The following is a 26,124-nucleotide window of genomic DNA, read 5'->3' as shown; positions in this document are numbered from 1 at the left end:
CCATGGACCGCGCCCTGTGCATCCACGGCCATTTTTACCAGCCCCCCCGCGAGGACCCCTGGCTTGGCCGCATCCTGCCCGAAGGCAGCGCCGCCCCGGCCGTGCACTGGAACGAACGCATCTGCCGCGAATCCTACGCCCCCATGGCCCGGGCCCGCCGCCAGGACGGGGCCGGACGCATCGTCGAACTGTTCAACTGCTACAGCCACATGAGCTTCAACGCGGGCCCCACGCTCATGTCCTGGATGGCCCGCTCGGCCCCGGACACCTACGCCCGCATCCTGGAGGCCGACCGCGAGAGCCTGGCCCGCCTGGGCCACGGCAACGCCCTGGCCCAGATCTACCACCACGTCATCATGCCCCTGGCCACCGAGCGCGACAAACGCCTGGAAGTGGCCTGGGCCGTGGACGACTTCAAGGCCCGGTTCGGGCGCGATCCCGAAGGCATGTGGCTGTCCGAGACCGCCGTGGACACTCCGACTCTGGAAGCCCTGGCCCAGGCCGGCATCCGCTTCACCATCCTGGCCCCGTCCCAGGCCACGGCCATAAGCGACAACGGCCGCGACTGGCGCGGCGTGGACGCCGGCTCCCTGGACATCCGCCGGCCCTACGCCGTGCGCCTGCCGTCCGGCCGGGAAATCGCCGTCTTTTTCTACCACGGCCCCCTGTCCCAGGCCGTGGCCTTTGAAAATCTCCTGGCCGACGGCGAACACTTCTTCCGCCGCCTGTCCGAATCGGCCGGAGGGGGCCTGCTCTCCCTGGCCACCGACGGCGAAACCTACGGCCACCACTTCAAATTCGGCGAAATGGCCCTGGCCTATGCCCTGGACAAGGCAAAATCCGGCCGCGATGGCCTGACGCTCACCAACTTCGCCGCCTATCTGGCCGCCAATCCGCCCAAGGCCTACGCCAAGATCCGCGAGGCCTCGGCCTGGAGTTGCGCCCACGGCGTGGAACGTTGGCGCTCGGACTGCGGCTGCACCGCCGGCGACCATCCGGGCTACAACCAGCGCTGGCGCGCCCCCCTGCGAAACGCCCTGGATCTGCTCAAGTCCCGCCTGGACAGCCACTACGACGCCAAGGCCGGCGCGCTCTTCAAGGCCCCCGAAGCGGCGCTTGACGCCTACGGCCAGGTGCTGGCCGGCACCCAGTCCAAGGAGGGCTTTGAACGGCTGCACATGGCGCCATCGGCCGACGCCGTCCGCCGGGGGGCGGCCTGGAAACTCCTGTCCATGCAGGCCTGGGGACTGGCCTCGTTTGCCAGCTGCGCCTGGTTTTTCGACGAGATCTCGCGCCTGGAACCGGTCAACGCCATGACCTTTGCCCTGCGCGCCGTGGAACTGGCCCGGGCCACCGGCATGGCCGACCCGGAACCGGAAATCCTGACTATCCTGGCCCAGGCCCGCTCCAACGAACCAGCCATGGGCAGCGGGGCCGACATCTGGGAAACCATGGCCCGGCCCCGGCGCGAAACGCCCAAAACGCTCATCACCCAGGCGCTTGTGACCCTGGCCCTGGAAAACCGGCTGCCCCTGGGCGGCGAGGAAGCCGCGGCAACCTGGCCTGGCGTCGCCGTGACCGTGCGCCTGGAAAACGCCCCGGCCGGCGCGCCGCGCCCTGGCGCAGCCGCCATCGTCTACCGCCACGAAACCGCCGCCGACCGCTACGAACTGACCTATACGCCCGCGCCCACGGCCAACCCGTTTGCCGCCTGCGCCGCCATCCGGCCGGCCACGGGCGGAGTCGAGGAAGGCTTCGCCTTCGAGGCCGTAGGCCTGCCCGTCAATAAACGCCAGGCCCTGGCCGACGCCTTCTCGCGCCATCACGCGGAAGTCTTCCACGCCGAAAACCTCGCCGCCGCCGCCGTGGCCCGAAGCCTCGTCACCGAACGCCAGGAAGCCCAGAACACCCTGACCCTGGCTCCGCTTGTCCTGCACCTCTGGCCGGGACTGCTGTGGCTGGAAGTCTTCGAACCGCCGCTGCCCCCCAAAAAACGCGAGCTGCTCCACCTGTTCCTCAAGCACACTGGCGACGGTTCGCCCGTCAAGGCCGCCCTGGAAGCCCGCATCGCCGTCGAAGCCGCCCGGCTCATCGAACTGCCCGACCCGGATTGGCGACTCCTAGCCCGCCTGACCCGCCACGCCGCCGAGCTGGGGCTTCACCCCGACTGGTGGGCCGCCCAAAACGCCCTGTGGCAACGTCGGCCCTTCACCGGCCCGGCCCGGGAACTGGCCGAAGCCCTGGGCTTTGCCGTGTAGCATCGATAGCGTGTGCCCCTGGCGTAAGGTTTTTTTGCCGCTTGGCGCAAAAAGACCGGCCCCGGGGATTGTGCGCCGCCCGGCGCGCGGGTTACCGATTGGAAACAAAACCGGCGACCTCCGCCGGGCCGGGCCGGGGCCGCCGGCCGCACCAATTACGAGACTTCGACCGTTACGGGAGACGACCATGCTGCGAAACATTCCGGCCGTCCTGGCCGTTCTGGCCCTGGCCCTGGCCATCGGCGGCTGCTCCGCCAAATCCGCCAAGCCCGCCAAACAGACCTACATCAACATTGATCAGGTCTTCGCCGCCTACGACGCCAACGGCGACGGCAAAATCACCAAGGAAGAATTCACCGCCAAATTCCAGCAGAAACAAAAAGCCGATACAGCCTGGAAGAAAATCGACAAGAGCAGCAACGGTTTCGTCGAACGTACCCTCAACGACGACGAGCCGCTGCGCGTCTGGAACGACGTCGAATCCCAAAACGAGCCGTATTAGCCGGCAGCAGGGCGCTGCCCTGCACCCGCTGGGACGCTGTCCCAGACCCTGCCAGGGCGCTGCCCTGGACCCGCCGGGGGGCTCAGCCCCCCGGACCCCCGACCTGGGGTGGGGTAGGCGGGTGGTGGGGTTGTCGGCGGGCGGCGGTCCGAGAGAAAATTAGGTCGGGAGTATGCCTGAGGCGGCCCCCACCACATCCCCGTTCCGGGTAACCCCGGGCGAACCGGGTCGTTGAAATTTTGGGGCCGTCGAGCACCCGGCGACAGCCGGGCGCATCGACGGCCCCAAAATTTCAACGACCCATGCAGCGCAGCCGCCAGCGCTCCCGCGCCCAAAGGGTCTTGGCGCACTCGCGCTTTTCGACGTAATATCTGTCCGTTACCGAACCCAGAAGGGGTTTCCAAAGGGGCTCAGCCCCTTTGGCCGCCGGAGGCATTCTTCCTTCTCTCTCCTCTCCACTTCGCTCCTCTCAACTCCTTTCCGCTTCCCCCTGCGCTACCCGGCGAATTCCTGCAGCAGCACGGCGATTTCCTCGCGGATGACGGCGGCGGCCGCTTTGGGCACGGCGGTTTCGAGTTCGGCCAGCAGATTTGCGCGCAGGGTGTTGAGGGCGGCGTCGAGGTCGCCGGGGGTGACGCGGCCGCCGAGGCCGTTTAAGGCGTCGCGGGCGTCTTGCGCAGCCGCATCCACGGCGGCGGCGAGGTTGTCCAGGGCGCTGGCCGGGGCAACGTCGGCGAGCAGGTTTTGGCGCAGGGTGGCGGCCAGGGCGACGGGGTCTATGCGTTCGTTTTCCAGGCCGGCAAGACGCGGTTCCAGGGCCTGAGCCAGGGTATAGGCTTCCTGGCGGGCCGTGGCGACGGCGGTTTCGGCCAGGGCGTCGAACCGGGCGTCGAGGTTGTGGATTTCCGCGACAGCGGCCTGCCGGGCGGTCTCGGCCAGGTCGGCCAGACGTTCGTCCAGGCTGGCGGCCAGGGTTTGGACCTCCTGGCGGGCGGCTTCGGCCGTGGCTTCGAACCGGCCGTCGAGGCTGGCGGCCAGGGTTTCGCCCAGGCCGTCCAGGGCTTCGGCGAGCCGCTTGGCGGTGACGAAATCCTCGGGGTCGGGCAATTCCCGGCGCAGTTCGGCCAGGCTGGTTTCCATGGAGCGGGCGAAGTCCTCGAACTGGGTGTGGCGTCCCTGGCCCAGGGCTTCCAGGCGGGCCAGGCTTTCGCGCAGGCGTTCCAGGGCGGCGTCGAGGTCGCCGGACGGGGCTGCGGCCGGCGGCGGCAGCTCGGCGAGCAAGGCCGCGCGGTGGTCTTCCAGGCTGGCCCGCACCTCGGCCAGGATGTCGTCCTTGAGGCTGGAGGCGTCCGGGGCCGGTTCGTACTTGGCGAGCAGGCTTTCGACGCGAAGGGTGAGCGCGCTTTCCAGGCGGCCGGCCAGGGCCACGGCCAGGGCGTTTTCGTCGGGCGGCGGCGGCAGGGCGTCGAGGCGGCCGGCCAAGTCGGCGGCGGCGGCCTCCAGGGCGGCGATGCGGCCGGCCAGGGCCTTATCCGGGGCCGGGGTTTCGGCCTCGACGGCCGGGGCCTTTGAGGAATCGATGAGGTTGTCCAGGGCGCCGAGGTCGATGCCGCCGACGGACGGCCCGGCCTGGGCGCGGGCGACCACGGCCGGCATGGCGGCCGCACCCACGGCGGCGGCTGCAGCGACGGCCAGGGGGATGGCCTCGGCCGGCAGTTCATCGACGTCGGGCAGATCGGCGAAATCGGTCAGATCGTCGGCCTCGGGCAGGGAGTCGCGCGGGGCGGGCTTGTCCGGGGCGGCGTCGAAGGCGGCCAGGGTGTCGTCGTCCTCGGGGACGTCGGGCAGCGTGCCGAGCAGATCGGGCAGGGGCTCGTCGTCGCCGGGTTCGGCCAACAGCGCGTCGATGTCAGCGTCGCTGACGGCCTTGGGGGCTTCGTCGCCGTCGATGTCGGCCAGGACGGCGGCCACGGCTTCGGGTTCGCCGGTGACGTCCGCTTCGGGCGTGGCGGTTTCGAAGTCGAGATCGGCCAGATCCATGGACTCGTCGCCGTCCGGGGCGGACGCGGCGGTCTCGGCGGGCGCAGCGTCGAGGTCGCCGAAATCGATGTCATCCAGGCTGTCGGCGGCTGCGGCCTTGGCGGCGTCGCCGGGGCCGAGGTCTTCAAAGGAGACGTCGGAAAGATCGGGGGTGGCGGCATCCGGGGCCGCGTCGTCGTCCAGGCCCAGGCCGACGAGATCCAGGGCGTCGTCTTCGTCAGCGGACATGGCGGGCGTGGCGGCCGGCGGCGCGGGTTTGTCGTCGCCCAGGCCGGCCAGGGGATCGTCGGCGTCGTCATCCAGGCCGAAATTGGAAAGATCGATGGCGTCGTCGTCCGCGGCGGCGGCTGTGGCCTTGGGGGCGGCGTCCTCGGCCTCGAAACCGGCCAGATCGATGAGATCGTCCTCGCCGTCCGAAGCGGCGGCGGCCTTGGGCGCGTCATCGACCTCGAAACCGGCCAGGTCGAAAAGATCATCCTCGCCGGCGGCATCTGCCGGGGCGGCGGCGGCCGGCGGCGCTTTGGCCGGCAGGGGTTCGGAATCGCCAAAAAGATCGTCGAGCTCTTGTTCGAAGCTCATGTCGACGCCGTCGTCGGCCGCGCCATTCCCGGCGCCGCCCTCTTCCACGAGGTCAGTGAGATCGATGATGTCGTCGTCGGTATCGGGAAGGGGCTTGTCGCTTGCCATGGAATACCTCGGCCGGGTTGCATCGCGCCGTCGCGGGTCCGGGGGATAGGCACCCGGCCCCGCGACATGCGCAGTGGGGTTAGGCGCCCTTCTTGGGGTGGCACTCAGGGCACTTGGTGGGGCCCTTGGCTTCCTTCTTGTGGCAGCCCATGCAGCTCTTTTCGCTCTTCATGTCGTGGAAGGCACGATAGAACGACTTGTCGCTGGTCTTGTCCTTGGGATCAAGGCTGTCGTGGCAGCCGGCCGAGGAGCACTTCTGAGTGGCTTCGCCCTTGTGGTGGCAGGCCTTGCAGTCGATCTTGGCGTGTCCCTTGTGGGAGAACTTTACCGGCGACTGGGTGGCAGGCATGCCCTCGGGGGCTTTGATCTCTCCGTCAGCCGGAGCGTCCACGGCGTGGACCATGGGCAGGCCGACAAAGCCCACCAGCGAGGCGCACATCAGACACGAAACCAATGCTTTTCTCATCCCTCACACCTCCTTCCAAGAAGAATTTATCACTTAGAGGGTGTACGGCCAGCCTGGACAGCCTGTCAAGGCATACGCCCCGGAAAAGACGGAAGATTTACCCTCTCGGAGGTCGGAAATCAGCCCTCCAGGGCGTACTTGCCGGCATACCCGCGCGGGGTGAGGAAACGGCCGGCGGCCAGCCGGCTGGAGGTGGAGCCGACCACGACCAGGGTAAGCATGTCGGCCCAGTCGGGATCGGCCTGGGCCAGACTGGTCAGGCGGATCTCCTGGGCCGGGCGGAAGGCGTTTTTGACCATGCCGACCGGCGTTTGGGGATCACGATGCCGGGCGGCCCGGGCCAGGGCTTCGGCCAGATGGCCCGAGCGCTTGCGGGAGCGGGGATTGTAGATGGCGACCACGAAATCGGCGGCAAAGGCGGCCTCCAGCCGCGCCTCGATGACCGGCAGGGGCGTGAGCAGGTCGGACAGCGAAATGACGGCGAAATCATGGGTGAGCGGCGCGCCGAGCAGGGCCGCCGCCGCGCACACGGCCGGGATGCCGGGAACCACGGAGAAATCCAGGGCCTGGGGCAGCCCCATGGCGTCGAGCATTTCCAGGGCCAGCCCGGCCATGCCGTAGACCCCGGCGTCGCCGCTGGACACGAGGACCACCCGCCGGCCGGCGGCGGCCGCCTCCAGGGCGGCCCGGCAACGAGCCACCTCGCCGGTCATGCCCGTGGCCACCACGTCCTTGCCGGCGAGCAAGGCCGGCGACACGAGATCGACATAGGGGCCGTAGCCGACGACGACGCCGGCCTCGGCCAGGGCCGCCTCGGCCATGGGGGCCAAAAGCGCGGCGTCGCCGGGGCCAAGCCCGACTACGGTCAGCGCGCCAGGGCCAGGGCCAGCGTCGCCACGGCGTTTTTGGTCTTCGGGGCCACGAGCCTGCCCCGGTTTGCCGCCAGAATCGCCGCCGCTTCGCATACGCTTTCCACTCCCATATGTTTGGCCGCCATCGCCGAGGGATGGGGCACGCTTATGCCGGACAGTTCGTCGGCGGAAAAAAACACGATGCCCGCTCCAAGCCGCCGGGCCGCTTCGAGCAACCCCGGCTCGTGGCGCTTGGCCTCGATGCTGGCCACCTGCCCGATGGCGGCCGGAGCCAGCCGGTACTGGCGGCAGGCGGCGTCGACGAGCTCCAGGATGGCCTCGGCCGAAGCCCCCTTGCGGCAGCCGATGCCGGCGGCCAGGACGCGGGGGCGCAAATAGAGCCGCGTGGGCGTTTCCGGCCCGGCCCGCCAATCCACCACCACCAGGGGTTCGTCCGGACCCGCGCCGGCCGGATCGGCCAGCCAGACGAAATGCCGGGCGGCGGCCTCGGGCGGCGTGAACGCGCCCAGGGGATCGAACACGGCCACTGGCTCCCCGGCGGCCAGGGCGGCGTTGACGCGGCGCGTGGCAACCGGGTTGTCCAGGAACAGGCCGGCGTCCCGGGCCAGGAGCTCGATGGCCGGCGCGCCGGCCGCGTCGGTGGCGGTGGTGACCACGGGCACGGCCCCGGTCAGGCCGGCCAGACGCCGGGCCAGGTCGTTGGCCCCGCCCAGGTGGCCGGACAGCAGGCTTACGGCAAAGGTCGCGGCATCGTCCAGGCAGACCACGGCCGGATCGACGGCCTTGCCGCGCAGGTGCGGCGCGACGGCCCGCACGGCGATGCCGCAGGCGCACAGGAAAACATGGGCGCGGCGCTGGTGGAAGGTTTCGGCCACAAGCTCGGACAAGGAAGCAAAGGGCACGGCCCCGCCGTCGGCCAACCGGGCCGGGGCGTAAAGTGTTGCCGGCAGTTCCCGGGCCAGGGCGCGGCCCAGGGCCAGGCCCTTGGCCGTGACGGCATAGACGGCGACGTCGCCGGGCGTGGATGCGTTCATGGAAAAAGCATAGGCCATTTCGGTCCGGGACTAAAGACGGCCCGGCCAGGGGCCGATAAGAGCTGCGAACGGGACGAGTCCCGGACAGGAGAGAGCCATGATCGATGCGGTGGACAGCGGCGGATACGGGACCCTTGGGCTGTACGCGGCCCAGGCTCCCGCCGTGCCTGATCCGACGCCGCCGCCGCGAGTGACCAGTCCAGATGCCGAACCCGTCCGCGCCTCCCAGGCAGCCCCGCCGATCCAGGGCCAGGGAAGCGGGCCGTTGCCCGGGGCGCAGTCCGGCGCGGACGGTTCGGCCACTTCAGGCCGCGAGTTTGGCGACAGCGGCTTTGCCCAGTCCCGCCAGACGGCGGTGCTGACTTCGCTTGCCGGCGCGGTTTCGACTGCCGCGGCGACCGGGGCGGCCCCCCCCGACGGGACTGCGGCCGGCAACGCCGCCGCCAGCGCCCGGACGCTTCGGGCCTACGACCGGGCCGGCGCGTCCACCAGCGCCACGGTGGCCCCAGGGGCCATGTTCACGGCCCGGGCCTGAAATCGTCTCCCCCCAACTTTCCCACGAACAGCAGTTACCGCACCGGATAGCTGCCCGTACAGACGTCGCCTTCGGGGATGCCGTCGCGCCAGGGTTTTAATTGCTCCGTGCGCTGTTGGGTCAGCGCGGCCAGACCGTTGCACCAGCACAGGTCAAAGGCCGAGCCGTATTCCCCCTTGTCCCTGGCCGGGTAGCGGGCGGCCATTTCGGCGTCGCGGAAGGCCACCCAGGCCCGCTGGGCGACCTTGAGCTTGTCGATGAAATTCTTGTCGTCGGCGTTTTTCTTGAGAACGGCCGTATACACGGCGTTGAGTTCAGCGTCGGCCTTTTTGAGGGCCGCGCAAGCGGCGGCGTTGTAGGCCGCCTGGGACTGGGCCAGGGCGGCCGTGGCCGGGACGGCCAGCGCCAACGCCAATGCCATGACACACCGTGCGAACATGGACCCCTCCTGGCCGCGCCACGCGGCAACCATTCTACGCAGCCCCAGCCCAAACCTTCTCCCCCCTATCAGGGAGGGTCCGGGAGGGGGTTACCCCCTCCCGGCCGCCGGAGGCATCTTCGCCTTCGTATTCGTATTCGTATTCGTTTGCGCATTCGCCGGCGTACGCGGCTTGGGAAACGACACCGTGACGGTGGTGCCTTTCTGTTCGGAGGTGGCCATGGCGATCTTGGCCCCGTGGGTTTCGGCGATGAGCTTGGCCCCGTAAGCGCCAAGGCCGGTGCCGTCTTTTTTGCCGGCCGTGGCGAACTTGGTGAAAAAGCGCTGGCGCACCGAGGCCGGCACGGCCCCGGCGTTGTGCACGGCCACGTCCAGGGTCCGGCCCTCGGCCAGGGTCACGGCCACGCGCTGGCCGGGCGGCGAGGCTTCCAGGGCGTTTTTTATCAGGTTGGAGAGCATGGTGTAGAGAAGCATTTCCTCGCCGCGCACGGCAAAGGCGTCGCCGTCCTGGCGGGGGCGACCCCGCACGACGACGTCCAGGGCCAGGTCGCTGGCCTCGATGACCCCGCGCAGCTCACCGGAGATGTTGTCGAGGATGGGCAGGATGTCGACCATCTGGGGCGAGAGTTCGTAGACGCCGCGCTCCATGCGGTAGAGATCCAGGGACTGGTTGATCATGTTGAGCATTCGGTAGCCGGCGTGCTGCATGAGGCTTAACATGTCGTTTTGGCGCTCGGTCAGGTTGCCGTCGCGGCGCAGGAGCTGGGGCAGGGTCAGGACGGCGGTCAGCGGTGACTTGAGGTCGTGGCGGGTCATGCGTTCCACGTCTTCGCGCAGGCGTTCGGCCTTTTTGCGGTCCGTGACGTCAACGATGGTGTAGCCCAGGATGTCGGCGAAGTGGGTGGCGAACTCCGACCCCTTCTCGCTGGTGTAGCGGTCGGGGTTGGAATCGAAAAAGCTCAGGATGCCGACGAGCTTTTGGGGGCTGAACTTGTCGCGCAGGGGATAGATGAAGCAGGATCCCAGAAGCAGCACCTTGCGTTCGGCGCAAAAGCCCTGGCCGAAAAAGAATTCCGGGTCGGGCACGGCCCGGATGGAACCCATGAACGGCCCTGGGCCGGCGCCCTTGGGCATGAGCTCGGCCAGCTTGGCCCGAAGAGCCCCGGCCTCGGCCAAACGCGCCCCGGGCGGCTCGAAGGGGGCGTACTCCCCGGCGTCGAGCAGCAGGCTCACGGCCCGCAGGCCAAAGAGGTCCTTGATGCGATCGAGCACGGCCGGCAGATCCTCGTGGCCGCGCATGAGCTCCACCACCCGGATGGCCTTGCGGAACTTCTCAAAGGCCGTGAAACTGCCCTCGAAACGGTCCACAACGGTCTTGAGCTTGGCCTGCAAATCCACGCACTGCTTGCGGTTGCGCTCGATTTCCTTGCGGCTGTCGAGAATTTCGGCCTGGGCCAGGGCCACGGCGTTGGCCCGCATTTTAATGGAGCGGCGCAGCTCGGACAGGGCCTTTTTAAACCGGTAGCCGTTGCGGTCGGCAAAGGCCTCCTCCAGGGCGAGGAGGCGTTCCTGGATATCGGGGAAATCGTGGGTATCGGCCATGGAAGGATCAGCGCCGGCCGGCCGGAGTTTGCGGAAGCACGCAACAAGACGTGGCCGGTCGCGCGACAATGCGCGCAAACGGCCTGCGGCCGGCCAGACCCTGCCGGGCCGGCCCCCCTGGGACACATGGACGAAATGGCATGAAGGCTCCCTGCGGCAAGCGCCCGACCCCCGTCCGGCGCTTGCTTTCCCTACCCTACGGCAAGCGCCCCCCGGGCGCAACGCCGGGAGCCGGGCTTTTGACTTTCGCCATGCTCGCGGGTACAAGCGCAACGTCGATTCCGCCCCGGCTCCCGGGGCAGGCCATACGCGTTCGCCACGCAAGGGGAACCAAACCGCATGTATCACGTACTTCGCGCCAGCATTCTGGCCGCCGTAGCCATCCTGGCCCTGGTCGTCGCGCCCCTGGCCGACCCGGCCCAGGCCCTGGCCAAGGAACAGCCCGCCAAATCCCAGGCCAAGCCGGCCGCCAAAAAGTCGGCCAAAGCCGAAACCGCCCCCAAGGCCAAAAAACAGGCCAAAGCCGCCAAGGCCGCCGCTCCGTCCAAAGCGCCCCACCCGGCCAAGGCCGCCCTGACCGACAGCCCGGCCCAAAAGCCCCGGCGCGCCAAAAAAGGCGAGTTGCCGGCCAAAAATGACATCGAAAACGAGGAAGGCGACATCGGAGCCTGCGCCGTGGGGTCGCCGCTGACCGTCAAGTCCGCCATCCTGTGGAACATGAACACCGGCGAGGTGCTCTACGAGCAGAACCCGGACGTGCAGATTCCGCCGGCCTCGCTGACCAAGGTGCTCACGCTCTACATCCTCTTCGACGCCATCCGCCAGGGCCGGCTGCGCCCCTGGGACGTCATCGAGGTCTCGCCCCGGGCCGCCACCCAGGGCGGCTCCAACATGCGCCTGCGCCCGGGCGAGCAGGTCAAGGTCACGGACCTCATCAAGGGCATAGCCGTGGCCTCGGCCAACGACGCCTGCATGGCCATCGCCGACAACCTGGAAAACGGCAACGCCGAGGCCTTCGTGGCGCTCATGAACGACACGGCCAAGCGCCTGGGCATGACCAACTCCGTGTTCTTCAATCCCAACGGCCTGCCGGCCGACGGCCAGGTGACCACGGCCCGGGATATGCTCAAGCTCGCCGCCGCCTACCTGGAGCAGTTCCCCAAGTCGCTCACCATCCACTCCATGCAGTTTTTCACCCACAACAACCGCCAGCGCCACAACGCCAATTCGCTGCTGGGCCGCTACGAAGGCGTGGACGGGCTCAAGACCGGCTTCGTGTGCGCCTCGGGCTACAACATCGTGGCCACGGCCATGCGCGGCGACACGCGGCTTATCGCCGTGGTGCTCGGGTCGCGCAACCCGCGTGTGCGCGAGCGCGAGACGGCCAAATTGCTGGATAAAGGCTTCAAGATGGTCCAGGCCAAAAAGGCCGCCGGCCCGACGCCCGTGGCGGCGGCGACGCCGCCGGCCACGCCAGCCCAGGCTGTGGGACAGCCTTGAAGCGATCGCGCCCCTGACCAGGGCGGACCCAACGCACAGCAAGGGAGCGCCGGCCGCTCCCTTTTTTTCGCCCAGAAAGCGCCAGGGCCTCAGGCTCCCAGCCGCCAAGGCTCTTCTCTCTCCCCGTCCCCGCCCATCGCCACCGCCCCGCCCGCCCCCGTTACACCATTCGGGGGGGCCGGGGGCCTCAGGCCCCCGGCCGCCGGAGGCTCTTATAATCTTCTTCCTCGAACCCCAGCTTCCGCATCCGCTTCGGCGCGAGCAACGTCGCCGCCTCGGCCTGGGGCAGCAGGCCCACGGCGTCGAGGTGGGCGGCCAGGGAGCGGCCGGCAGCTTGCGCTTCGGCCATGAGCCGGGCCACGGTCTCGTAGCCCAGGGCCGGCACCAGCACCGTGGCCAGGGCCTGGCTTTTTTCCACCAGCTCCCGGCAGCGCGTCTCGTCGGCCTCGATGCCGGCCACGCATTTGTCGGCGAAAAGGGTCGAGGCGTCGCGCAGCAGGCGGATGGATTCCAGGAGCTTGTGGGCCAGAAGCGGCAGATATTGGTTGATTTCGAGCTGCCCCAGGCCGGCGACCAGGGTGACCGTCTGGTGGTTGCCCATGACCGTCAGCGCCGCCTGGCCCACGCATTCCGGGATGACCGGATTGACCTTGCCGGGCATGATGGACGACCCGGCCTGCAAGGCCGGCAAACGGATTTCGCCGATGCCGGTGTGCGGGCCGCTGGCCAAAAGGCGCAGGTCCGAGGCGATTTTGAGCAGATTGGCGGCAAAGGCCGACAGGATGCCCGAGACTTCGACGAAACAGTCGGCGTTGGCCGTGGCGTCCACGAGGTTTTCCGCCCGCGATACCGGCAGGCCCGTCAGATGGCGCAGATGCTCGGCCGCCTTGAAGATAAACGCGCGCGGCGCGCCAAGGCCCGTGCCCACGGCCGTGCCGCCCAGCGGCACCTGTTTGATGCGCTCGCGGCACTTGAAGATGCGCCACCGGTCCCGGGCCACGGCCTCGGCAAACGCGCCAAAGGTCATGCCGAGCGTCATGGGCACGGCGTCCATGAGTTCGGTGCGGCCCACCTTCACGACATGGGCAAAAGCCGCTTCCTTGGCCTGCAAGGCGTCCTGCAGGCGCGAGGCGGCCGTCTCCAGGTCCTTGAGCAGCGTGAGCGCCGCCACCCGAAGGGCCGTGGGGTACGTGTCGTTGGTGGACTGGTGCAGATTGACGTGCCCCAAGGGCGAGAGAAATTCGTGGTCGCCGGGCTGGCGGCCCATGAGCTGCAAGGCGCGGTTGGCCACGACCTCGTTGACGTTCATGTTGGTGGAGGTGCCGGCCCCGCCTTGCAGGGCATCGACGGGGAATTGCTCGGTATGCCGCCCGGCGGCGATTTCGCGGCAGGCGGCCACGATGGCCGAGGTCCGGGCCGCGTCGAGATGGCCGGCGTCCTGATTGGCCAGGGCGCAGGCCGCCTTGACCCAGGCAAAGGCGGAGAGAAGCTCCGGGGCCACGCTCTGGCCCGAAACCGGAAAGTTGGCCAAGGCTCTGGCCGTGTGCACGCCGTAAAGGCTGCCCTCGGGGAGCGCCGTCGCTCCAAGGGCATCAGTGTCCTGTCGCATGGAGCACGCTCCCCGAAAGGCAACCAGTGCGGCAGGCCGATCCCCGGACCATCCGGTTGGCGACCCCCGCTGCGGCGGCTTGGGTAACACGAATCCTGTTAAAGATCATTATCCGGGCGCTGCCCGGCAGGGCTCCGCCCTGCACCCGCCGGGCGCTGCCCGGACCCGCCGGGCGCTGCCCGGACCCGCCGGGCGCTGCCCGGACCCGCCGGGCGCTGCCCGGACCCGCCAGGGCGCTGCCCTGGACCCGCACGGGCGCTGCCCGTGACCCGCCGGGGGGATAATCCCCCCGGACCCCCTGGCCGTCTGTGGCGGGCGGGGAACCACAAGCGGGACGGCGAGGTGCGGGAAGCTTGGTTCGGTCTTGCCGACCTCTTGCAGGCGGTGGCTAGCGTCAAAGAACAGGTGGAGGGGAGTATCCCCCGCCGGACTCCCTGGCGGTCCGCGGCGGACAGGCCGCCGCGGACCGGCTGGAGCGCGGAACTGGCAGGTTCCGCCCGGCTCCCGCCAGGAAGCGAAATTTTTCCGAAGTCCCCGGCAGCCCGCGACGGCTGGAGGTGTTTACCGTCGCGGGCCAACCAGGGCAGCGGCAATCATCAAGGAACAATCCACTTCCCCCGTTAAGGGGGGCCGGGGGGGATGATCCCCCCCGGCGGAGAGGTCTGGAGAGGCAGCGCCTCTCCAGTCTTCGTCTTTATCTTAACTCCCCGACTACAGGCGCTGGCGCTTGAAGTAGTGGGTGTGCAGCAGGTGGTGTGACTTCTCGGACAGCGGCTTGCCCAGGAACTTTTCGTACAGTTCAATGATGTACGGGTTCTGGTGCGACTTGCGCAGCGGCTTGCCGGCGTCTTCGGCGTAAAGCACCTGGGTGCGCAGCTTGAGCAGCTCAATGTCACCGTGGTGGTAGGGCTGTCCGCCGCCGCCGATGCAGCCGCCGGGGCAGGCCATGACCTCGATGGCGTGGAAGGTTTCGCCTTCGCGCACCCGGTTAAGGAGCTTGCGGGCGTTGCCCAGGCCATGGGCGATGCCGATGCGCAGTTCGTGGGGGCCGACCTGGACCGTGGCCACCTTGACGCCGTCCATGCCGCGCACGTCCTCGAAGTCGACCTTCTGGAGGGTTTCGCCGGTGGCCAGCTCGTAAGCGGTGCGCAGGGCCGCCTCGATGACGCCGCCGGTGACGCCGAAGATCGGAGCCGCGCCGGTGGACTCGCCAAGGGGCGCGTCGAAGTCTTCGTCAGGCAGGCTGGCGAAGTCGATGTTCATGCGCTTGATCAGCCGGGCCAGCTCACGGGTGGAGATGACGATGTCCACGTCCGGGTTGCCGTCCACGGAGAACTCCGGCCGGGCGCGTTCGTACTTCTTGGCCAGGCACGGCATGACCGAGACCACGACCAGCTTGTCGCGGGGGATGCCCAGCATGTCGGCGTAGTAGGTCTTGGCGATGGCGCCGAACATCTGCTGGGGCGACTTGGCGGTGGAAGGCACGTCGAGCATGTCCTGGAAGTTGTGCTCGAAGAACTTGACCCAGCCGGGACAGCAGGAGGTCAGGATGGGCAGCTTGGCCGTCTGGTCGCCACCCAGGTAGCGGGTCAGGCGGTCGAGGAACTCCGAGCCTTCTTCCATGATGGTGAGGTCGGCGGCGAAGTCGGTGTCGAAGATGTGGTCAAAGCCCAGGCGGCGCAGGGCGGCGGCCATCTTGCCGGTGACGGACGTGCCCGGGGCGATGCCGAGGTCTTCGCCCAGGGCGGCGCGCACGGCCGGGGCGGTCTGGACGATGACCACCTTGTCCGGGTCGGCCAGGGCGTCGACCACGTCCCAGCTGTTGTCGTTTTCCACCAGCGCGCCCACCGGGCACACGGCCACGCACTGGCCGCAGTTGGTGCACACGGTGTCGGCCAGGTTCATCTCGAAGGCCGGGGCGACCACGGCGGTGAAGCCGCGGTTGACGCCCGACAGCACGCCGCAGGTCTGGATGTCGTTGCACATGGTCTCGCAGCGGCGGCACATGATGCACTTGTCCATGTCGCGGATGATGGAGGGCGAGACGTCCTTGCGGTAGTGGGACATTTCGCCGCCGTCATAGGGCGACTCGCGGATGCCGAACTTTTCGGCCAGATCCTGCAGCTCGCATTCGCCGGACTTGGCGCACACGAGGCAGTCCTTGGGGTGGTCGGAGAGCAGCAGCTCCAGCACGGTCTTACGGGCGTTAAGGACGCGCAGGGTGTTGGACTTGACCACCATGCCGTCGGTGGCCGGGGTGGCGCAGGCCGGAGCCAGGTTGCGCCGACCCTCGACCTCCACCACGCAGATGCGGCAGGAGGCGGCCTTGTTGTTGACCTTGAGATCCTCAAGATTGAGGTAGCACAGGGTCGGGATGTCGATATCCAGTTTGCGGGCGGCGTCCAGGATGGTGCCGCCGGCCGGGATGGTGGTGGTCTTGCCGTCTATATGCACTGTCAGCATGGACATGTGGGGCCTCCTTGATCCTTACATCTTGATGATGGAGTCGAACTTGCACTTGTCGTAGCAGGCCCCGCACTTGATGCACTTGGAGGCGTCGATGACGTGGGGCTGCTTCTTCGTGCCGGAGATGCACTCCACCGGGCAGACCTTGGTGCACAGCGTGCAGCCGGTGCACTTGGCCGGATTGATGGTGTAGGTCAGCATGGCCGTGCAGACATGGGCCGGACACTTCTTCTGGGTGACGTGGGCCTCGTACTCATGCCCGAAGGTGTCCATGGTGGACAGGATCGGGTTGGGCATGGTCTGCCCCAGGCCGCACAGGGCGGTGTCCTTGATGTTGTCCGACAGCGACTTGAGCCGGGCCAGGTCGGCCTTGGTGCCGTGGCCCTTGGTGATCTTGTCGAGGATCTCGTAGAGGCGCTTGGAGCCGATGCGGCAGGGCGTGCACTTGCCGCAGGTCTCGTCCATGGTGAAGTCGAGGAAGAACTTGGCCACCGAGACCATGCAGTCGTCCTCGTCCATGACCACCATGCCGCCGGAACCCATCATGGACTTGCGGGCAATGAGCGACTCGTAGTCAATGGCCACGTCGAGGTCCTTGTTGGCCAGGGCGCCGCCGGACGGGCCGCCGGTCTGGACGGCCTTGAACTCCTTGCCGTCCGGGCAGCCGCCGCCGATGTCGAAGATGACTTCGCGCAGGGTGGTGCCCATGGGCACTTCAATAAGGCCCACGTTGACGATCTTGCCGGCCAGGGCGAACACCTTGGTGCCCTTGGAGGTGGCGGTGCCGATCCCGGCGAACCAGTCCGCGCCCTTGATGATGATGGCCGGGACGTTGGCAAACGTCTCGACGTTGTTGACGATGGTGGGCTTTGCCCAATAGCCGGACTGGGCCGGGAAAGGCGGCTTGCTCACCGGCTCGCCGCGATGGCCTTCCATGGACTTGATCAGCGCGGTTTCCTCGCCGCACACGAAGGCGCCGGCTCCGTACTTGATCTCGATGTCGAAATCGAAGCCCGAACCGAAGATGTTCTTGCCTAAAAGCCCCATGGCCCGGGCATCGTCGATGGCCTTGCGCAGGCGCTTGATGGCCAGGGGATATTCGGCCCGGATGTAGACCGCGCCCAGGGTGGCCCCGATGGCGTAGCCGCCAATCGCCATGGCCTCGACCACGGAATGGGGGTCGCCTTCCAGGACCGCGCGGTCCATGAACGCGCCCGGATCGCCTTCGTCGGCGTTGCACACGATGTATTTCTGGTCGGCCGCGTTGGACAGGGCGATGCCCCATTTGACGCCGGTGGGGAAGCCGCCGCCGCCGCGACCGCGCAGGCCGGCGACTTTGATGATTTCCACGACTTCGGCCGGGGTCATGGTCAGGGCCTTGGCCAGGGCCTCGTAGCCGCGCACGGCAATGTAGTCGTCGAGGCTCTCGGGATCGATGAAACCGCAGTTGCGGGTGGCTATCCGAAGCTGCTTGATGTCGGTTGTGGCTGCCATGTCTGCGTCTCCTGGCGTCTTAAAGGACCACGCGTTCGTAGGTCACGGGAATGATGCCTTCCACCGGTTCGCCCTTCATGACGTACTCGGTGACGAGCTCGCGGGCCTTGGCCTCGTCCACGCCGCCAAAGACCACCGGGGCCTTGCCCGGCAGGGTGATCTCCACGGTGGGTTCGGCGTAGCAGAAGGTCATGCAGCCGGACTGCATGAATTCGACGTTGGCGATGCCGTTTAAGGCGACTTCGTCCTGCATGGCCTCCAGGGCGACCTTGCCGCCGGCGGCGATGGAGCAGGTGGCCAGGGAAACATTGATGACGATCTTGCCATTGCGCGCCTTTTGGCGGGCGAGGATGTCCTCGCGCCGGGCCCGCAGGGCGTCGAGACTGGCGATGGTGCTCATATGGGGCGCTCCTTGCGTGTGTGGGTGAGGATCGGGGCTAGAAGTCGGCCAGGATCTTTTTCACCTGTCCCGGAGTGACGTTGCCGTAGACCTTCTCGCCGACCATGACGATGGGGGCCAGGGCGCAGCCGCCGACGCAACGCAGGGTGTCGATGGAGAACTTGCCGTCCGGGGTGACGTCGCCGATGTCGATCTTGAGCTGTTCCTTGAAGGCATTGACCACCTTGTCGGCCCCCTTCACGAAGCAGGCCGTGCCCATGCAGATGGAAATGGGATGCTTGCCCTTGGGCACCATGGTGAAGAAGGTGTAAAAGCTCACCACGCCGTAGACCTGGGCCAGGGGCACTTCCATGTGGTCGGCCACGAACTGCTGCACTTCGATGGGCAGATAGCCGAAGACGCTTTGGGCCTTGTGCAGCACGGTGACGAGATGGCCCTCTTTCTGGGGCAGCGCGTCAATGAACTGGACGACTTCCCGGTAGAGCGGCTGGGGCAACACGGCGTGCTCCGGCATCCGGCATTCGCCAATCGCCTGACATGTTGAAGTTTGCATACGCGAGCACCTCTCCTTAACGGGTTTTGCGGGTCGAGTGCCTGTGGGCCTGCTTGCGGCGCCGGGACGTCGGCCGGCAGCCGGGGCGGCCCCCTTGTGTTTCGTCATCTCAATTTGTGATTATTTTCACAAATTAAGGGGGTTTGCGACAGCCGGCCATGCTCCTGGGGCGTCCCCCCGCGAAGGTCGGCTGCACGCGCAATCGGCCTCCTTTCAGCAAGAAGCAGACCATTACAAAATAATCAAAAAATACGGCTAATTGAAGGATTGCCGAAGAAAACAGTCCGGGGAGGATGGGAAGCCCTGGGGGAATCGGGAAGGAAGAAAATCCGGGACAAACGTTGCGATAATTGTAGAAAGTAAAAAAAAACAGGCTGTTATCCCTGGAAAGACAAAGTGCGCTAGCCTTCGGCAAAAAATGGGTCAAAATGTCACCCCTTTTGCGTCTGCCATGAGTCCGCATACAAGCGCGGGCCAATTGCCTGAAGATTGCGGCAAAAGTAACACGTTTTGAAAGAGAGTGCACCCCCTTTCCTGTCCTGGCGGTGTGGGCGGCCGGACGGCCATTCCGTGCCCGGATGCGTGGAAGATACCTGTCGATGTCCCAAAGACTGGCAGGGCCATTGGCCTTGCCCCGGGCGCGTGGAAGAGGCAGGTTGGTGAGGACGAAACCGCTCCGGCGCATCGCTGCCTCGGACCACGGCCCCGCCAGGGAGAACACCATGGAATCCATCGATGCCTCGGTTATCGTGCCCACCTGCGACCGACCGGAGGAACTGCGGGAGGCGCTGTCCAGCTTGGCCGGACAGACCCATGGGAATTTCGAAGTCGTGGTCGTCAACGACGGCGGCGGCGACGTGTCCGGTCTCGTGGCCGAGGCTACGGCGTCCCTGGGGGGGCGGCCGGTGCGCCTGGCCCCTCGGGGCAAGTGCTCCGGCCCGGCCGCCGCGCGCAACCGGGGACTGGCCGTCGCCCGCGGCGCGGTCGTTTTTTATCTGGACGACGACGACGTCTTTTTTCCCAACCACGTCGCCGTCCACATGGCCGCCCATGCCGCCGCTCCCGAAGCCAGCGCGGTCTACAGCGACGCCCGGCGCGGCGTCGTCAGCCGCGACGCCTCCGGCCGGGAGTCCGTGGCCTGGTCCGTGCCCCATTCCCGGGAATTCGACCCTGACGCCCTGCTGGTGGCCAACTACATCCCGGTGCTGTGCCTGAGCCACCGACGTGAGCGCCTCACCCAGGCCGGGCGCTTCGAACAAGCCCTGCCCTGCCTGGAAGACTGGGATTTCTTCATCCGCCTGGCCCGGCTCGGACCCTTTGTCCATCTGCCCGAGGCGACGGCGGCGTATTTCGAACGGGGCCTGGGGACAAGCGTCCAGGAGCGCTCCGGGACGGAGTTTATCGAGACGCTGCTTCGGGTCTACGCCCGGGCCGATGCCTTGTACCCCCACGACAAAGCCCGCCTGGACCGCGTCTGGCAGGGACGTCTGGCCCACATCGCCGCCATGGCCGAAGCTACGGCCCGGCGCTGCGAGGCGGCCGGCGATTGGTCCGGCGCGGCCATGGCCTGGGAAAACGCCGCCCGGCACGCGCCCACCCCCGAGCGCTACCTCGCCCTGGCCCGGGTCCGCAAACGCCTGGGACAAGGCCAAAAGGCCCTGGTCGCCATGCAGCTCGCCGCCGCCTGCCGCGACCTGGTCGGCGGGAAGTGAGGGGGATGTGCCTCCGGCGGCCAGGAGAGGTTCTGCCTCTGCCTTACCCTCTCCGCTGGGGGCCTCAGGCCCCCAGACGCCCGAAAGGGGGCAAATGACTGTGCTTGGGCTGCGCCGGCCTTGGGGCGCGGTTAGCCGAGGTCGCGGCCGGAGCAGGTTCCCGGGGCGGCTGACGCGGCCGACGTTTCCTCGGCCAGCATGTCGTCGGTCAGGTGCGTCAGGCGCTCGGCCTGGTCGGCCAGCCGGCTCACCGCCGCGTCGGCCGTGGCCATGGCTTCGGCCGTTTCCTGGGATATGGCGCTTATGCCTTCCAGCGCCCGGCCGATCTCGTCGATGATGCCCGACTGCTCCTGGCAGGAGTCGGCAATGGCCCCCACCTGCCGCGTGGCGTCGGCGACCAGTCCCACGATCCCGGAAAGCGCCTCGCCGGACCGGCCGGCCAGCTCCGAGGCCGCGCCGATGGCGGCCACGGCCTTTTGCACGCTGCCCACATGGTCCCTGGCTCCGGCTTGGATGCCGGTGACGGCCCGCTCCACGTCCTTGGTGGCGGTCATGGTCTTTTCGGCCAGCTTGCGCACCTCGTCGGCCACCACCGCGAATCCCCGCCCGGCGTCGCCGGCTCGGGCCGCTTCGATGGCGGCATTGAGCGCCAGCAGATTGGTCTGGTCGGCGATGTCGGAAATGACCGTGATGACCGCCCCGATGCCCTCGGCCTCCCGTCCCAGGGCCAGGATGTCCCGGCGCAGGGTCTCGGCCAGGTCGCGCAGGCCCTCGATGCAGACGGAAAGCTCCCGCACGGCCTCGGCCCCCAGTCCGGCCCGGTCCCGGGCCTGGCCCGAGACGGCGGCGGCCTTGCCGGCCGTGGCTACGGCCTCGGCGGCCACGGTCTGCATGACGCCGATGGCGGCGCAGGTTTCCTGGGCCGCATCTTTCTGGGTGCGCGCGCCGGAATCGGCCCGGGCCACGGCCTCGGCCAAGGCCACCGAAGCTTCGCTTAAATGATCGACCACGGCCTCCAGGGTCCGGGCCGCCGCCGTGGAGCCTTCACGCCGGGCGCTGGCTGCGGCTTCCCGGGCGGCCTCGGCCTCGGCCAGGCAGACTCCGGCCCGGTCGGCCTGACAGGCGGCTTCCCGGGTCTTGTCGTCGGCCTCGGCGATCTTGGCCCGCAGATTGTCCACCAGGTCGCACAGGGATTCGCCAAGAACGGTGATCTCGTCGGCGGCGTTTCTGGCCCGACGTCGGGCGTTGCGGTCGGCCACGGCCCGGCAGGCCTCCATGTCGCCGTCGGCGATCTGGCGGCTCACCCCGGCCAGGAAGGCCAGGCGGTCGATGATGGCGCGCTTCATAAAAAGGAGCAGCCCGGCCACCAGCCCGGCCAATCCGGCCAGGGATAAAAACCCGGTGCGCAGCTGGTTGTCGGCCAGGGCGGCCATATCCGGGCTGACGTCGGCCACGGTGACCAGCGCCCCGAGGACCTCCCGGGATGCGCCGTGGCAGTGGTGGCACTCGGGGGCGTTTTTGACGGCCCGTACCGTGGCGTAGCCGGTGCGGCCGCCGGCCGTTTCCAGGCCGTCACCGTCGCGGCCCTGCTCCAGGGCCTCCCGGAGCAGGCCGGCCAGGGCCGGGCCGGGCATGGCTTCGGCCAGGGGCCGGCGCAGGCTGGCGGCGTCGGTGGCGTAGGTGACCTGCCCCCGGTAGTCGGCCAGGGCCACGGATAGGCGCGAGCCGCCCGAGGCGATCTTGGCGAACTGGGCGGTGGTGGCGGCGTTGTCGCCCACGCGCATGGGTTCATCGACAATAAGCCGCACCAGTTCGGCTTCGGCCGCCCCGACCTGGCGGATGCGGGAGAACGCGGCCTGGCGCTGCCAGGCCGCGTTGGCCCAAAAAAGCCCGCCCAGGGCCAGGGCGGCAATGAGGCTGACCAGGGCCAGGGCCTTGACGCGAATGGAGCGGATGGGGCGGCGCATGGCGGTTCTCCGGCGCGCCGCCGGGGCCGGCGCGGCCTTCATAAGGTGCGACGTCAGTGGGCTCCGGCCTGGAGCAGGGGCTTGTAGCCAAAGGAGCGCACTCGGGGATCGTCGTGGCAAGGAGCGCAGTCGGCGACGGTGAGCTTGCCCTTGATGGCGGCCGGGTCGCTGGTGGCGACATGCTCCGCGCCCGGGCCGTGGCAGACTTCACAGCCGGCGTCGGCCAGCTCCGGGGTGGCGGTAAAGTCGGTGAATCCCCCGGGTTTGCCGTAACCGGTGGTGTGGCAGCCGTAGCAGGAGGCCAGTTCCTCGGGCGTAAGCCCCTTGGCCATGAGCTTGATGCCCCGTGAGGAGTGGGCTTTCTTGGAATATTGCCGGTAGCGTTCGTACTGGCCGGGATGGCAGCCGGCGCACACGGCCGAACCGACGTAGCGCGGCGCGCCTGCCGGGGTCGACCCCGCGGCCAGGTTCGACGGCGTCCAGACGGCCAGGATCGCCAGCGCGGCCAGCGCCAGAAAACGCGTTATTGGCCTTTCCATAACGGCCTCCTTGCCTGAACGAGGCGCGGGGCTGGGACATTTCGACCCAAAAAACGCCTGGACCATTGTCTCGCCGTGACGGTCCCCAACGGCGCGTGTCCGGAGCACAGCCGCTCCGGCGGGCGTTTGTTCGCCGCAACGGTCACACGAGACGGGGATGTTTTCGTGATATAAAGCAAAAGGCATACCGGAAGAGTCGCTCAGGAGCATCCTTACCGACGGGTGGAGCGGGCGTTGAGAACCCTATGCAACTAATCGTTGTTGCTGGAATTTTTAGGCAGCACAAGAAACGCTGCCGGGCCTGCCGGCCATGGCCGGGGCAAGGGGCGGGGACAGGATGCGCCAGGGCCGGCGCGTTATTACTCACTGTTTGCGAAGTGAGGGCAGTGGACAGCAATATGGAAAATCCAGGGAGTAATTAACGATAACAGCTTGATTTATTATTATAAATTATGTCTATGCGTGCAAATTTGACAGAGTGGATAGCTTGTTTTTGTGTTTTTGGTATTTTCTGAATCAGATGGGACAGCACTCAAGGCAGATTGATGAATAAGACTGGAGTTCTTGATGAATATTCACAGAATGCGAAATTTTTTTCTTGAAATGAATGTTATTCCAGAGCAAATTGGTGTTTTGCAGTCATTTTGTAAAGATTACGTAAACTATAGGAAGATAATGCTACTGCTTAAATCGCTTGACAAGCGCAGCAATGAAGATTTTTTTATTTCAATATCAAATAGTTGCGTGTTGTCTTGTGTGACGTCTTGGTGTTTATTGTTTGGCAACCCAAAAAATAATAAAATTCACTGGCATCGTAGTGCACCAGAGAATGGAGTTTCTATAGATGGAGAGGTTGTTGATAATAGCGAGTATAAAATTATTGTTGGCTCTATTTTATCTAATGCATGTTCGAGGCATGATAAAATATTGGATCAATATGTCTTTGAAATGGTATGTTTTAGAAATAAATATGCTGCGCATAGAGATATTGGAGAATATAGACCTTTGCCATTTTTAAATGCGGCATTTGGTGTCGCTTCTGCGTATATGTCCTGGTTAAGTGATGAGATATTCTGGGCACAGCCCCTTGAAACATTAGAAGAGTTGCAGGTTTCATACGAGTCAATAGTTGATAGCGTTTTGATAGTGCATAATATTAATGCCGTACAACTATAGCCTCGTTGCGCAAGGTTTGAAGTCTTTTGTGAAGAGCCGTGGTGACGACCTCCGGCTAGTTTTACCGAAGCTGGCAATCAGCTTTCCAGACTATTGACCAGGGCAAAGGAGGTGATGAGCCATTGGGGAACTCATCTGGTAGGTTAGGCAAGGTTCGGCCCGGCCGGCTCCTCAAAACAGTGGTGGTAGAGCACGTCGACGGCCAGCATGTGCACCATGACCAGATCATGGACGATGAAGCGGATGATGGCGTCGGCCGGGGATACGCCCTCATTGCACTCCCGGGCCAGGGCCAGCCCTTGCTGCAACAGGCGTTCGTGTTCGGCGGCGTGTTCTTCCAGGCCGTCAAACCCGACTTCGCGCAGCGCTCGCTCCTCGTCGCGGAAATGCTCGGCGACATGAAGTAAGGCGTCGTCCACGGCGGCGGCCAGGGTTTCGCAGTCGGCGGATTGGGTGGTCAGCAACAGCAGGTCATTGGCCTTGGTGATAAGCAGCTGGTGCTGGCGGTCGATGGCCGGGTTGCCGCTTTCAAAGGCTTCGTCCCAAAAAAGGCGCACAATGCCTTTGTCCGGTCCGCCGCTTTGGGCGGCCGGGGCGTCGCCGCCGGCCTCGACCCGGTTGCGGCCGTTTTCCTTGGCCTTGTACAGCAAGGCATCGACCTGCCTGAAGAGGTCGCCGGGGTCGGCGTCGGGTGGGCAGGCGGCGGTCAGCGCGCCGATGCTGACGGTGACCACGGCCGCGGCCGAGGAACGGGCGTGGGGAATGGCCAGGGCGGCCACGGCCTCGCGGATGGATTCGGCCACGGTCCGGGTCCCCCGGGGGCTCGTGTCGGGCAGCAGGCAGATGAATTCCTCGCCGCCGTAGCGGGCGGCCAGATCGCCCGGCCGTTGGAGGCAGCCGGCCATGGCCCGGGCCACGGCGGCCAGGCAGGCATCCCCCTGGGCATGGCCGTAGGCGTCGTTGAAGTTCTTGAAATAGTCGATGTCGAGCATGACCAGGGACAGGGGCGCGCCGGTGCGGGCATGGCGGGCGTATTCGCCGGCAAAGGCTTCGTCGAAACGGCGGCGGTTGGCGATGCCGGTGAGCGGATCGGTGGCGCTTAAGGCTTCAAGCTTGCGGTTGGACTCAGCCAGGGCAATTTCCATGAGCTTTCGGACGGTGATGTCCTCATGGGCCACCACCACCCGGGGCGGGCCGTCGCCGGGAAAGGGCGTGACCCGGCCCACGAACCAGCGCCGTTCGTGGGGGGCATGGCAGGGATATTCCATGGCGAACTGTTTGAGCTCGCCGGAGAGCACCTTGCGGATGCCGGCGGCAAAGGAGTCGGCCTCGGGCTCGTTGCGGCAGGCGGCGTTGTCGCAGGCGCAGAGGTAGTTGGTCCCTTCGCTGACCAGTTCCGGATCCAGGCCGTTTTGCCGGGCGAAGTCGCGCCAGGCCTTGTTGACCAGAAGGATGCCGCCGTCGGCGTCGATCAGCGCGATGTGGGCGGTGAGGCTGTCCAGGACCGATTGCAAGAACAGCTTGGAGGTCCGCACGCTTTCATGGCTTTTCCGGTTTTCGGCGGCGAGCTTCTGGTTGCCAAGAACGATGAGCCCGATGCTGCCGAGGGGGCCGGCCACCAGGAGAACGAGAAAGGTCAGGGTCATGGGCAGAGGGGGCGAAAGCTGCGGAAGTCCCAGGGGGGGCAGGGCGGGGACGGCGGCCAGGGCCAGGCCGTTTGCCGTAAAAAGGGCGGCCACGGTGCGCGCGCCGACGGCGATGTCCGGGGTGTTGTACCGCAGCAGAGCCCGGCTGGAGGCGAAGCAGAGCAAGGCGTAGAGGACCGAGCCGCAGACGCGGCGGGCGACTATGTCGTCGTGGACGGTGGTGAAGGTCAGGGCAGCGGCGGCGGCCAGGGCGGCCAGGGTCAGCAGGGGGCCGCGTCGCTCCCTGCGCCCAAGGAAGCGCAGGATGCCGACGTAGACAAGGAGTTGCCCGCCGATAAGGGACAGATTGTAGGCGACGATGGACGCGGTTTGGATGCTGGGGAAGTCGCGCAGAAAATTGACGACAAACCCGACGCAGCCCAGGGCGCTGGCCACGGTCCAGCACCCCGGCCCCGGCCGGGCCGGGTCGATGCGGTATTGGATAAAAAAAGCGACGAACTGCAGGAGATTGACAATCCCCAGGCAGATGGCCAGCGTGACGACGTCAATGCTCGAGATCATGGCGGCAACTCTCGGGTACGGCTTGGAGAGAGGTTGGCCGCTTGCGCAAGCGGCGGCGACGGTTGC

At 66.9% G+C, this 26,124-nt stretch carries 21 protein-coding genes; 6 read left to right on the top strand and 15 right to left on the bottom strand.

Going from position 1 to position 26,124, the window contains the following annotated elements:
* The first annotated feature begins 2 nt into the window (after positions 1–2).
* Together DMR_RS01100 and DMR_RS01095 are read left to right on the top strand one after the other, a co-directional pair.
* Positions 3–2,258 (top strand): DUF3536 domain-containing protein, encoded by a 2,256-nt coding sequence (locus DMR_RS01100; RefSeq protein WP_012749839.1) that lies wholly within the window; start codon positions 3–5, stop codon positions 2,256–2,258.
* A gap of 187 nt (positions 2,259–2,445) precedes the next feature.
* On the top strand, positions 2,446–2,760 hold the full coding sequence (locus DMR_RS01095; protein ID WP_043599812.1) for an EF-hand domain-containing protein: 315 nt from the start codon (positions 2,446–2,448) through the stop codon (positions 2,758–2,760).
* Between the two features lie 495 nt (positions 2,761–3,255).
* Here the strand turns inward: DMR_RS01095 and DMR_RS01090 are convergent, their stop codons facing one another.
* The 4 genes from DMR_RS01090 to DMR_RS01075 form a co-directional block, all read right to left on the bottom strand.
* Complete coding sequence (locus tag DMR_RS01090) at positions 3,256–5,487, bottom strand: hypothetical protein (RefSeq protein ID WP_012749837.1); 2,232 nt, start codon at positions 5,485–5,487, stop codon at positions 3,256–3,258.
* 79 nt (positions 5,488–5,566) lie between these two features.
* Positions 5,567–5,953 carry a cytochrome c3 family protein gene (locus DMR_RS01085; RefSeq protein ID WP_012749836.1) on the bottom strand — a complete coding sequence of 129 codons (387 nt, stop codon included), beginning with the start codon at positions 5,951–5,953 and terminating at the stop codon, positions 5,567–5,569.
* A 119-nt stretch (positions 5,954–6,072) separates the two neighbouring features.
* Positions 6,073–6,918 carry a precorrin-3B C(17)-methyltransferase gene (cobJ, locus tag DMR_RS01080; protein WP_012749835.1) on the bottom strand — a complete coding sequence of 282 codons (846 nt, stop codon included), beginning with the start codon at positions 6,916–6,918 and terminating at the stop codon, positions 6,073–6,075.
* Positions 6,819–7,877, bottom strand: coding sequence for a cobalt-precorrin 5A hydrolase (locus DMR_RS01075; protein ID WP_012749834.1), 1,059 nt, complete (start codon positions 7,875–7,877; stop codon positions 6,819–6,821). The genes cobJ and DMR_RS01075 overlap by 100 nt, the downstream gene beginning before the upstream one ends.
* Before the next feature lie 79 nt (positions 7,878–7,956).
* Here DMR_RS01075 and DMR_RS01070 point away from each other — a divergent pair, with 79 nt between their 5' ends.
* Entirely contained in the window at positions 7,957–8,394 is a 438-nt protein-coding gene (locus DMR_RS01070; RefSeq protein ID WP_043599810.1) for a hypothetical protein, read from the top strand.
* A gap of 34 nt (positions 8,395–8,428) precedes the next feature.
* Here DMR_RS01070 and DMR_RS01065 read toward each other — a convergent pair whose 3' ends face one another.
* Both DMR_RS01065 and DMR_RS01060 read right to left on the bottom strand, forming a co-directional pair.
* Positions 8,429–8,833 (bottom strand): lysozyme inhibitor LprI family protein, encoded by a 405-nt coding sequence (locus tag DMR_RS01065; RefSeq protein WP_043599808.1) that lies wholly within the window; start codon positions 8,831–8,833, stop codon positions 8,429–8,431.
* A 90-nt stretch (positions 8,834–8,923) separates the two neighbouring features.
* On the bottom strand, positions 8,924–10,435 hold the full coding sequence (locus DMR_RS01060; RefSeq protein ID WP_012749831.1) for a sensor histidine kinase: 1,512 nt from the start codon (positions 10,433–10,435) through the stop codon (positions 8,924–8,926).
* A 339-nt stretch (positions 10,436–10,774) separates the two neighbouring features.
* On the opposite strand from DMR_RS01060, the gene DMR_RS01055 reads away from it, so the two are divergent.
* Positions 10,775–11,935, top strand: coding sequence for a D-alanyl-D-alanine carboxypeptidase family protein (locus DMR_RS01055; protein WP_012749830.1), 1,161 nt, complete (start codon positions 10,775–10,777; stop codon positions 11,933–11,935).
* Positions 11,936–12,122: 187 nt separating this feature from the next.
* Here DMR_RS01055 and DMR_RS01050 read toward each other — a convergent pair whose 3' ends face one another.
* The 6 genes from DMR_RS01050 to DMR_RS24850 all read right to left on the bottom strand — a co-directional run bounded on the left by DMR_RS01050 (position 12,123) and on the right by DMR_RS24850 (position 19,190).
* Positions 12,123–13,544: an aspartate ammonia-lyase gene (locus tag DMR_RS01050; RefSeq protein WP_043599805.1), complete on the bottom strand. Its 1,422-nt coding sequence runs from the start codon at positions 13,542–13,544 to the stop codon at positions 12,123–12,125.
* A gap of 711 nt (positions 13,545–14,255) precedes the next feature.
* On the bottom strand, positions 14,256–16,013 hold the full coding sequence (locus DMR_RS01045) for an NADH-dependent [FeFe] hydrogenase, group A6 (RefSeq protein WP_012749828.1): 1,758 nt from the start codon (positions 16,011–16,013) through the stop codon (positions 14,256–14,258).
* A gap of 18 nt (positions 16,014–16,031) precedes the next feature.
* Complete coding sequence (locus tag DMR_RS01040) at positions 16,032–17,504, bottom strand: NADH-ubiquinone oxidoreductase-F iron-sulfur binding region domain-containing protein (protein WP_012749827.1); 1,473 nt, start codon at positions 17,502–17,504, stop codon at positions 16,032–16,034.
* 19 nt (positions 17,505–17,523) lie between these two features.
* Positions 17,524–17,904, bottom strand: a complete 381-nt coding sequence (locus DMR_RS01035) for a (2Fe-2S) ferredoxin domain-containing protein (RefSeq protein WP_012749826.1) — start codon at positions 17,902–17,904, stop codon at positions 17,524–17,526.
* Between the two features lie 37 nt (positions 17,905–17,941).
* On the bottom strand, positions 17,942–18,457 hold the full coding sequence (locus DMR_RS01030; protein ID WP_012749825.1) for a complex I 24 kDa subunit family protein: 516 nt from the start codon (positions 18,455–18,457) through the stop codon (positions 17,942–17,944).
* 133 nt (positions 18,458–18,590) lie between these two features.
* Positions 18,591–19,190 (bottom strand): hypothetical protein, encoded by a 600-nt coding sequence (locus DMR_RS24850; RefSeq protein ID WP_158304234.1) that lies wholly within the window; start codon positions 19,188–19,190, stop codon positions 18,591–18,593.
* On the opposite strand from DMR_RS24850, the gene DMR_RS01025 reads away from it, so the two are divergent.
* Positions 19,180–20,169 (top strand): glycosyltransferase family A protein, encoded by a 990-nt coding sequence (locus tag DMR_RS01025; RefSeq protein WP_012749824.1) that lies wholly within the window; start codon positions 19,180–19,182, stop codon positions 20,167–20,169. The two genes, DMR_RS24850 and DMR_RS01025, sit on opposite strands and share 11 nt — an antisense overlap.
* A 131-nt stretch (positions 20,170–20,300) precedes the next feature.
* Here DMR_RS01025 and DMR_RS01020 read toward each other — a convergent pair whose 3' ends face one another.
* Both DMR_RS01020 and DMR_RS01015 read right to left on the bottom strand, forming a co-directional pair.
* Positions 20,301–22,136, bottom strand: a complete 1,836-nt coding sequence (locus DMR_RS01020; protein WP_052279052.1) for a methyl-accepting chemotaxis protein — start codon at positions 22,134–22,136, stop codon at positions 20,301–20,303.
* 53 nt (positions 22,137–22,189) lie between these two features.
* A complete protein-coding gene (locus tag DMR_RS01015) occupies positions 22,190–22,675 on the bottom strand; it encodes a cytochrome c family protein (RefSeq protein ID WP_012749822.1) in 486 nt (161 codons plus the stop codon).
* Between the two features lie 567 nt (positions 22,676–23,242).
* Between DMR_RS01015 and DMR_RS24175 the strand changes: the two genes are divergently transcribed.
* A complete protein-coding gene (locus tag DMR_RS24175; RefSeq protein ID WP_148208331.1) occupies positions 23,243–23,851 on the top strand; it encodes a hypothetical protein in 609 nt (202 codons plus the stop codon).
* A gap of 143 nt (positions 23,852–23,994) precedes the next feature.
* Here the strand turns inward: DMR_RS24175 and DMR_RS01010 are convergent, their stop codons facing one another.
* A complete protein-coding gene (locus DMR_RS01010; RefSeq protein WP_012749821.1) occupies positions 23,995–26,058 on the bottom strand; it encodes a diguanylate cyclase domain-containing protein in 2,064 nt (687 codons plus the stop codon).
* Positions 26,059–26,124 lie beyond the last annotated feature (66 nt).

It is taken from the genome of Solidesulfovibrio magneticus RS-1, from assembly GCF_000010665.1.
Lineage (GTDB): Bacteria > Desulfobacterota > Desulfovibrionia > Desulfovibrionales > Desulfovibrionaceae > Solidesulfovibrio > Solidesulfovibrio magneticus.
The sequence above is the reverse complement of the archived record's forward strand: the minus strand, read 5'-3'. Positions and strand labels throughout refer to the sequence as shown.